This window comes from Pseudomonas sp. HMSC076A11, assembly GCF_001810205.1.
GTDB classification, from domain to species: domain Bacteria; phylum Pseudomonadota; class Gammaproteobacteria; order Pseudomonadales; family Pseudomonadaceae; genus Pseudomonas; species Pseudomonas aeruginosa.
Genome location: NZ_KV800310.1, coordinates 1 through 8542 on the forward strand (window position 1 = coordinate 1; position 8542 = coordinate 8542).

8 protein-coding genes and 1 pseudogene are annotated in these 8542 nt (G+C 67.7%); 6 read left to right on the forward strand and 3 right to left on the reverse strand.

The window, feature by feature from the left end; all coding sequences use genetic code 11:
- Positions 1-70, forward strand: a pseudogene (locus HMPREF2716_RS29685) (transposase); the annotation flags it as partial.
- A 212-nt stretch (positions 71-282) separates the two neighbouring features.
- A complete protein-coding gene (locus HMPREF2716_RS16300) occupies positions 283-678 on the forward strand; it encodes a hypothetical protein (protein WP_003083536.1) in 396 nt (131 codons plus the stop codon).
- A 270-nt stretch (positions 679-948) separates the two neighbouring features.
- On the opposite strand, the gene HMPREF2716_RS16305 is transcribed toward HMPREF2716_RS16300, so the two are convergent.
- On the reverse strand, positions 949-2358 hold the full coding sequence (locus HMPREF2716_RS16305; protein WP_003122278.1) for an MgtC/SapB family protein: 1410 nt from the start codon (positions 2356-2358) through the stop codon (positions 949-951).
- 163 nt (positions 2359-2521) lie between these two features.
- Between HMPREF2716_RS16305 and exoT the strand changes: the two genes are divergently transcribed.
- From exoT to HMPREF2716_RS16325, 4 genes are all read left to right on the forward strand, one after another.
- Positions 2522-3895: a T3SS effector bifunctional cytotoxin exoenzyme T gene (gene exoT, locus HMPREF2716_RS16310; protein ID WP_023518240.1), complete on the forward strand. Its 1374-nt coding sequence runs from the start codon at positions 2522-2524 to the stop codon at positions 3893-3895.
- A gap of 495 nt (positions 3896-4390) precedes the next feature.
- Entirely contained in the window at positions 4391-5077 is a 687-nt protein-coding gene (locus tag HMPREF2716_RS16315) for a CsgG/HfaB family protein (RefSeq protein ID WP_003111706.1), read from the forward strand.
- 30 nt (positions 5078-5107) lie between these two features.
- Entirely contained in the window at positions 5108-5461 is a 354-nt protein-coding gene (locus tag HMPREF2716_RS16320) for a DUF4810 domain-containing protein (RefSeq protein ID WP_003083569.1), read from the forward strand.
- Positions 5458-6123 (forward strand): DUF799 domain-containing protein, encoded by a 666-nt coding sequence (locus HMPREF2716_RS16325; protein ID WP_003083573.1) that lies wholly within the window; start codon positions 5458-5460, stop codon positions 6121-6123. The genes HMPREF2716_RS16320 and HMPREF2716_RS16325 overlap by 4 nt, the downstream gene beginning before the upstream one ends.
- Positions 6124-6137: 14 nt before the next feature.
- Here HMPREF2716_RS16325 and HMPREF2716_RS16330 read toward each other — a convergent pair whose 3' ends face one another.
- Together HMPREF2716_RS16330 and HMPREF2716_RS16335 are read right to left on the reverse strand one after the other, a co-directional pair.
- Positions 6138-6521 (reverse strand): helix-turn-helix domain-containing protein, encoded by a 384-nt coding sequence (locus HMPREF2716_RS16330; RefSeq protein WP_003104304.1) that lies wholly within the window; start codon positions 6519-6521, stop codon positions 6138-6140.
- Positions 6522-6802: 281 nt separating this feature from the next.
- Positions 6803-8464, reverse strand: a complete 1662-nt coding sequence (locus HMPREF2716_RS16335) for a hypothetical protein (RefSeq protein ID WP_014603458.1) — start codon at positions 8462-8464, stop codon at positions 6803-6805.
- Between the last annotated feature and the right edge of the window lie 78 nt (positions 8465-8542).

The window sequence follows — 8542 nt, forward strand, 5'->3', positions numbered from 1 at the left end:
CTACCAGCGTTACCTCTCCGATCTACGGGACCTCGAGGATGCCTTCGATAACAAGCTCCATGCATTTTGCTGAATAACCACCCATATCCATCTGCTCCTGGCGGCTTGCCGACCCTCCTTTCTACTGCCCCGTCGCACAGCGCCCCAATGTACTAGTACACCGGAAACCGCCGTCTCCCGTTGAACGGGCGGGCCCCGGCCCCCTACCATTCGCAGCACACCGACCCGCGCAAAGGGAGCGGGATGCCGCGTAGGCAGGCCGCCATGGAAGGAGAAGCACATATGCCGGTACTGGCTCTGAGACTCACCGCCCTGGCGGCCCTTGCGATCAGCGTGTCGGGGTGCGTCATGGAGGCCTATGGCAGTCGCGCGCGTAGCGATGCGCAATCCTGGATCGGCTTGCCGATCCAGGACGTGATCAAGCGCTTCGGCGAGCCGGAACGTGTGACGGGGGATGCCGCCAGGCAGAAGTACGTGTGGAAGGAGTACGAGAACTATAGCCACGACTACGACTACACCTACTACGAGCAGGGCCATGGCAATACGCCCAACAGCTCGGTCCTGAACCAGAAGACCGGCACGGCCAACCAGAGCGGCTATTACACCTGCATCTACGAGTTCTTTGCCGACGCCTCGGGCAGGGTGGTCGATGCGACCGCGCGGGGTGAGTGCCGCTAGTTCCAGGCGCTCTTCACGCCGCAAAGGGCGATTGGCTCAGCCAGCCACCGCCTTGTCTCCGACCTCGCAGAGACGCCTCAGTCCAGCGCGGAGGCGTCCCCTCCCCTCGCTCCGCCGTGATCGCCAGGCCGCCCTGCCTCACCCGGGTCCTGGTCCGGTCCTTGGCCTCGAAACCCGGCCGTTGCAGCCTGTAGCCGCGCAGGTTGATGCGGGGCGCCAGGCGGTTGCCGTCGCGTTCGTCCAGCGGCGCTCCGGGGTTTCCCCGGCGCCTCACAGCAGGATCAGCAGCGCTCCTACCAGCAGCCCCGCCAGGCTGAAGGGCAGCGTTTGCAGGGCCAGCCGCTTGCCGCCCACCAGCACGACCAGGCCGGCCTTGACCAGGCTGTTGCTCAGGGCGGCAAGGGCGATGCCGCGGCTGGCCACGCCTGGATCGAGTTCGCCCTGCGCCGCGCGGGCCAGGGACAGGGTGATCGCGTCGACGTCGGCGAGGCCGGAGAGCAACGCGACCGCATAGATGCCGGCGTCGCCGAACAGCCGCCGGCCGACCTCCACCAACAGCAGGATCGCGCTCAGCAGGGCGGCGAAACGCAGGGCCGGGAGCAGTTCGAAGGGGTTGCGCAGGCCTGGCTCGTCGGGCGCCTCCTGGCTGGCGCGGCCGCCGCGCAGGGCGTGGAACAGCGTGCCGCCAAGGTAGACGAGGGTGGTGGCGGCGAATGGCAGGGCCAGCTCCTTCAGCAAGGCCGGGTGGATCGCGCCGATCTCGACGAGGATGCGCGGGAACATCAGCGCCGAGGTCGCCAGCAGGGCGCACGCCAACAGGGCGTCGGGCATGCGCTCGCGCAGGCGCGCCAGGGTCAGGGTCATCACCGTGGAGGACACCAGGCCGCCGAGCACCGCGGTCAGCAACAGGCCCTTGCGCGAGCCGATCAGGCGGATGGCCAGGTAGGCGGAGAAACCGAGGGCGGCGATCAGCACCACCATCCACCAGGTCAGGTAGGGATTGAAGAACGCCCAGGGACCATAGCCCTGGTTGGGCAGCACCGGCAGCAGGACCACGGAAATGAACAGCAGCTTGAGGGTGCCCGATAGCTCCTCGGCGGTCAGGCGTTTCAGCAGGGCGTGGAGCTTGTCCTTGAGGCTCAGCAGCAGGGTCAGCACGATGCCGCCGGCGGCAGCCAGCAGGCGCTGTTCGGTGAGGGCGAGGCTGCCGAGGAGGAAGGTCATCAGCAGGGCGATCTCGGTGGTCATGCCCTGGTCGCCGCCACGCCTGACATCGCTCACGTAGCCGGCCACGGCCAGCGCCGCGAGGGCCAGCAGCAAGGCTACCCAGACTGCGCTGCCCAGTTCGCCCGCGAGCAGGGTGGCGAAGCCGCCGAGCAGGCCGGCCAGGCTGAAGGTGCGGATTCCGGCGATCTGCCGCGCATCTTCGTGGTCGCGCTCCTGCCAGCCGCGCTCGGCGCCGATCAGGAGGCCGATGGCCAGGGCCGTGCACAGGCTCAACAACAGATCCAGGGAAAGCGTCATGCTCGATTCCATTCGCCGGGAGAGAGGATGGCGACGTGCCTGTGCGCACCATAGCAGCAGACGACCCCGAGGCGCCCGCACGGCGGTGCGCCGTCCACCAAGAGCCCGTCGCTGCCGCCGATATCCATCGGGTTCTCCGCCCCGGTGTAGGCGCACGGGAGCTGGCGTAGGGAAAGTCCGCTGTTTTTCGGCCGCTGACGGTTCTCTTTCCGCGTGCTCCGACGGCCGCCAACAGTAAAAAAACCACGGCCAATCCTGATAGGCGGAGGGGCGCCTCGTTCCTAGACTGGCGGGGAAACATCAGGAGACGTCAATCATCATGCATATTCAATCATCTCAGCAGAACCCGTCTTTCGTGGCTGAGTTGAGCCAGGCCGTGGCCGGGCGCCTGGGACAGGTCGAGGCCCGCCAGGTGGCCACTCCCCGGGAGGCGCAACAACTGGCCCAGCGCCAGGAAGCACCGAAGGGCGAGGGCCTGCTCTCCCGCCTGGGGGCCGCCCTCGCGCGTCCCTTCGTGGCGATCATCGAGTGGCTGGGCAAACTGCTGGGGAGCCGTGCCCACGCCTCCACCCAGGCGCCGCTCTCCCGTCAGGACGCGCCGCCTGCCGCCAGTCTCTCGGCCGCCGAGATCAAGCAGATTATGCTGCAAAAGGCACTGCCCCTGACCTTGGGCGGACTTGGCAAGGCGAGCGAGCTGGCGACTTTGACAGCGGAGAGACTGGCGAAGGATCACACGCGCCTGGCCAGCGGCGACGGCGCCCTGCGCTCGCTGGCCACCGCCCTGGTCGGGATTCGCGATGGCAGCCGGATCGAGGCTTCCCGTACCCAGGCTGCCCGCCTGCTCGAACAGAGCGTTGGGGGGATCGCGCTGCAACAGTGGGGGACCGCGGGCGGTGCCGCCAGCCAGCATGTACTCAGCGCAAGCCCGGAGCAACTGCGCGAAATCGCCGTCCAACTGCATGCGGTAATGGACAAGGTCGCCCTGTTGCGCCACGCGGTAGAGAGCGAGGTAAAGGGCGAGCCTGTCGACAAGGCGCTGGCGGATGGCCTGGTGGAACACTTCGGGCTGGAGGCGGAGCAGTACCTAGGCGAACACCCGGACGGGCCGTACAGCGATGCCGAGGTGATGGCGCTCGGTCTCTATACCAACGGCGAGTACCAGCACCTGAATCGTTCCCTGCGTCAGGGGCGAGAGCTGGATGCTGGCCAGGCGTTGATCGACCAGGGCATGTCTGCCGCGTTCGAAAAGAGCGGACCGGCTGAACAGGTCGTGAAGACCTTCCGCGGCACCCAGGGCAGGGATGCCTTCGAGGCGGTGAAAGAGGGCCAGGTCGGCCACGACGCCGGCTATCTCTCCACCTCCCGGGACCCCAGCGTTGCCAGGAGCTTCGCGGGCCAGGGCACGATAACCACCCTGTTCGGCAGATCCGGGATCGATGTCAGCGAGATATCGATCGAGGGCGATGAGCAGGAGATCCTCTACGACAAGGGGACCGACATGCGCGTGCTTCTCAGCGCCAAGGATGGGCAGGGTGTGACCCGTCGGGTGCTCGAAGAGGCCACGCTGGGGGAACGGAGCGGCCACGGCGAGGGACTGCTCGATGCCCTGGACCTGGCAACCGGGACGGATCGTTCAGGCAAGCCCCAGGAACAGGACCTGCGCCTGAGAATGCGCGGCCTCGACCTGGCCTGACCGGTCGACGGCAGAGACGGACACTCCCAAGGGGTGTCCGTTTTCATTTGCGCCGTACAGCGTCGGGCGCAATGGGCGGCAAGGAGGCCTGCCTGGCTGCCACCGGTGGGTGGCGGACACCGGTGCCCGGCGTCCCACCTCGATCCTGCGAACGAGACGCAGTCAGAATTCTCCGAGTATGCTTCCTGCATAACGAAACGATCGGAATAACTGTGGTAACTTTGCCGCCCACCGAGATGGCCTATTGATAGCTCATACGGTTCGTGCATCGCTTCCCGCACGATTGTTTCGGATTTCCAAGGCCGGCCGGGAGCGCCGGTTGATCGACGCATTCGTATTTCAAGGAAAGAAATCGTGGCCACCCCATTTCGCCCCTCGCCTTGGCGCGCCGCCGTGCCGCCTAGCCTTCCTCGATTTTCACTACGCCCTCTTTTCCGCACACGGGGCGGCTAGAAGCCGCTCCGCGTCGATAGCGTTTTTTTCCAGGAGAACCCCATGAGTCACAGCGCCAAGAAAGCACTACTGCCGCTCCTCGCCGTCGCCACCCTGGCCGGCCTGGCGGGCTGCGCCACCGAGACCTCCACCGCGTTGCCGGTACAGCAGGTCGAGAGCGTCAACCGACCCTACAGCGGCGTGCGTTCGCCGATTGCGGTAGGCAAGTTCGACAACCGCTCCAGCTACATGCGCGGGATCTTTTCCGATGGCGTCGACCGCCTCGGCGGCCAGGCCAAGACCATTCTCATCACCCACCTGCAGCAGACCAATCGCTTCAACGTGCTGGACCGCGACAACATGAGCGAGATCCAGCAGGAAGCGGCGATCAAGGGCCAGGCCCAGCGCCTGAAGGGTGCCGACTACGTGGTGACCGGCGATGTCACCGAGTTCGGCCGCAAGGAAGTCGGCGACCGCCAGCTGTTCGGCATCCTTGGCCGCGGCAAGTCGCAGATCGCCTACGCCAAGGTGGCGCTGAACATCGTCAACATCTCTACCTCGGAGGTCGTCTATTCGACCCAGGGCGCTGGCGAGTACGCCCTGTCCAACCGCGAGGTGATCGGCTTCGGCGGCACCGCCAGCTACGACTCGACCCTCAACGGCAAGGTTCTCGACCTGGCCATGCGCGAGGCGGTGAACAAGTTGGTCAACGCGGTCGATAGCGGCGCCTGGAAGCCACAGAACCAATAATCCACCAGAAACCAGGGAATCACGGCACACATGAGCAAGACGATCACATGGACGGCGGCGCTGCTGGGGAGCATGGCGCTGGCCGGGTGCAGCGGACCGAAGACGCTATACCAGTGGGAGGGCTACCAGGCCCAGGTCCACGAATACTTCAAGGGTGAATCCAAGGAGGCCCAGGCGCAGGCGCTGGAAGCCGACCTCGAGAAGATCCGGGCGAAGAACGGCGCGGTGCCGCCGGGCTACCACGCCCAGCTGGGGCTGCTCTATTCCAGCATCGGCAAGGACGACCAGATGGTCCGCGAGTTCGAGACCGAGAAGGCGCTGTTTCCCGAGTCGGCGACCTACATGGACTTCCTCCTGAACAACGCCCGTGGAGGTGCCCGTTGAAACTCGCCCGACTGTCCGGCCTGGTGGCCGGTTTCACCCTGCTGGCCCTGCTCGGCGGCTGCGCGCCGACCAAGAGCGTCGACTACTCGGCGTTCAAGCAGGCCAAGCCGCGCTCGATCCTGGTCCTGCCGCCGCTGAACGAGTCGCCCGACGTGAAGGCGACCTACAGCATGCTCTCGCAGGTCACCTTCCCGCTGGCCGAGGCCGGCTACTACGTAGTGCCGGTGGCGCTGGCCGACGAGACCTTCCGCCAGAACGGCCTGACCAGCGCCGGCGACGTGCACCAGGTGTCCCCGGCCAAGCTGCGCGAGATCTATGGCGCCGACGCGGCGCTGTACGTCACGGTGAGCGACTACGGCACGCGCTACATGGTGATCAGCAGCGCGACCATCGTCACCGCCAGCGCCAAGCTGGTCGACCTGCGATCCGGCACCACCCTGTGGACCGGCTCGGCGACCGCCTCCAGCGAGGAAGGCAACGGCGGCAACAACGGCGGCCTGGTGGGCATGCTGATCACCGCGGCGGTCAAGCAGATCATCAACAGTTCGGTGGAGGACGCCGGTTATCCGATCGCCGGGATGACCAGCGCGCGCCTGCTCTCGGCCGGCCAGCCGGGCGGACTGTTGTACGGCCCGCGCTCGCCGAGGTACGGCAGCGACTGAGCCGTGCGCCGGGGCTACGGGGACGTCTCCGTGGCCTCGGCGCAAGCCGCCGGGAGGGGCTTGGCCGCTGCGTTGCGCTTGGCCATGTACTGGCGGATCAGGTCGTCGAGCAACGCCCGGATGGCGCGCCGCTCGTCCAGCCGCAGGCGGCCGATGGCCTCGAACTGCAGGCGCAGGTCTTCCGGTAGCGCCTGCCGCTCGCTGCGCTCGCAGACCAGCCAGTCGAGGGGCACCGCGAAACGTCCGGCGATGGTTTGCAGCACCACCAGCGACGGGTGCCCGCCCTTGGTTTCGAAGTGCCGCAACTGGCTCACGGTGACGCCCAATCGCTCGGCCATCTGCCGTTGGGTCAGGGCGTTCTGCTGGCGTAGGCGTAGGAGATTCTGCGCGAAGCTCATGGAAAACTCTCCAAGTCAGGGGAAATCCTTGCCACCGCCCCGGTGATGCGGGCGATGGCGGTTGTCTCCATCATCGGCGTTCGCACTCTTCGACTCTGCCCTACCGTTCCGGCGCGGGCCTGGGAAAGCTCCGGGTGGTGAGTCCGAGGTTTCCCCGCGTGCCGCCTTTGTCGATTCAGTAGAGGCGGAAGCGACGGGCTACCGTCCCGTTGGCCTGCGTCGGCGGCAGTTCGGCTCCGCGGCGAAGCGATAGATCGCGAGGGCCTTGCGCCTGGCGAGGACTAGTCCGCTTGCGCCCCCTGCGCCAGGGCGTTGCCGACGCCCACCAGCAGCGCCCGGGTCTGCGCCACGATGGCGCTGCGGTAGGCCTCGTAGCGGGCGTCGCTGATGGCGTTGTCGTTGCGCGCGCCGCCGCCGCTCGCCGGTACGCCGGTGTAGTAGTTGTTCATCACCGGGACATGGATGTGCCCGGCGGGAATCTCCAGGCGGAACGCGTCGCGCAGCACCGTGTTGCGGTAGGCGCTCTCGTTGGACAGGTAGTCGCCGCCACCGCCGTTGCGCGCGCAGATCCGTCGGTTCGGCGGGAGCACCAGGGAGGGATCGGGCATGGCGTTCATCACCCCGTTGGTCGGCACGTTTTCGGTGCGCGGGTTGGCGCAATCGGGGAAGAAGTCGTAGTTGGTGTGCCAGGTGACGTCGAAGCCTTCCGCGGCCTGGCTGGTAGCGCCCGGCGGCCGCTCGATGCCGCGCCAGGTATCGGCGGCGAGCAACTGGCGGACCGGCAGCGAGGCCTTGGAGAACTGTGCCGGCAGGTTCTGCCGCCAGCGGCTGGCGCTGTCGTAGCCGAGCCAGCGGCGCGGCGGGTTGATATTGCAGCCGGAGCCCCGCAGGGAAATCGGCGCGGTGCCGGGATTGGTCACGCTGCCCAGGGGAAGCACGTAGTTGGGCAAAGCGCTGTCGGCGGGGCAGTAGACGATGCCGTCGTTGCCGGCGGAGGAGCCGTGGAAGCGGCCGTTCCAGGCCTCCAGCCAGAACTGGTTGGCGCCGCCCTGGCTGATGGTGATGGAGGCGTCGACCCGGCGCGGGCCTGGGCGGAACCAGGGGCCCAGGGTGTCTTCCTGCATGCCGCGGTTGAACGGGTCGTAGCTGACCGGCAACAGGTAGGCCTCGATACGCAGCAGGCTGCCGTCGGCCAGCCTGAACTCGCGGCCGTCCAGCGCAAGGGCGGTGGCGCCCGAGGGGTTGCCGTTGCGCAGGCCGGTGTTCGCCGTCCCGGGAGTGCCCAGGGTGAAGACGTCGAAGCCGCTGATGATCATCCGCCGGTAGCGCGAGCCGTCGGCGGCGTAGCGGCGCGGCAGGTCGATGTCCAGCTGTCCGCGCGAGGCGCGTTCGAAGCGCCATTGCAGCGCCTGGGCCTGGGCCTTGCCGAGGTGGAAGGATGGCGCCCACTGGCGCAGGGTGCGGGTCATGTAGAGGCGCGTCCAGTAGAGCATACGGTCATCGCTGGCCGGCAGCGCGCCGGCGGGAATGGCGCGGCGCCCCTGGGCCCGGTCGACGGCGGCGCGCCACAGCGCGCGGCCCTCTTCGGTGACCAGCTTCAGTGCCTTGGCGTAGCTGGTGACCGGGGTGCGGCCGTCGGCGGCGCACAGGCGCTTGGCGAAGGCCGGTTCGAAGCCGTCGAAGCCGGCGCCCTTGACGATGCGCTCGGCCAGCGGCGTCTGGTCGTGGGTGACGACGTTGGCGCCGCTGAACGGCAGCGGCGTGTCGAGCCGGCGCTCCTCGTAGGACAACGCTGCCTCGCGGTCCCAGGAACAGGCGACGCTGGGCGGCGTGCGGGCGCCGGCGAGGTCGCCGTTGGCGGCCCAGCCGGCGCCGGGCAGCAGGGCCGCCGAGACGGCCAGGGCGAAGAGGGAGTATCGGCTTGCGTGACGGGCGTAGCGCATCGGGTGGACTCCTGTTCTTGTTCGGTTCATGGGTCGATCGGTGCGGCGGGCGGAGCGCGGGCGAGCGGCGCCCGCCGG

Coding starts and splice junctions, on each gene's coding strand:
- HMPREF2716_RS16330 (WP_003104304.1), bottom strand. CDS start 6,521: ATGAGCTTCGCGCAGAATCTCCTACGCCTACGCCAGCAGAACGCCCTG.
- HMPREF2716_RS16300 (WP_003083536.1), top strand. CDS start 283: ATGCCGGTACTGGCTCTGAGACTCACCGCCCTGGCGGCCCTTGCGATC.
- exoT (WP_023518240.1), top strand. CDS start 2,522: ATGCATATTCAATCATCTCAGCAGAACCCGTCTTTCGTGGCTGAGTTG.
- HMPREF2716_RS16320 (WP_003083569.1), top strand. CDS start 5,108: ATGAGCAAGACGATCACATGGACGGCGGCGCTGCTGGGGAGCATGGCG.
- HMPREF2716_RS16335 (WP_014603458.1), bottom strand. CDS start 8,464: ATGCGCTACGCCCGTCACGCAAGCCGATACTCCCTCTTCGCCCTGGCC.
- HMPREF2716_RS16315 (WP_003111706.1), top strand. CDS start 4,391: ATGAGTCACAGCGCCAAGAAAGCACTACTGCCGCTCCTCGCCGTCGCC.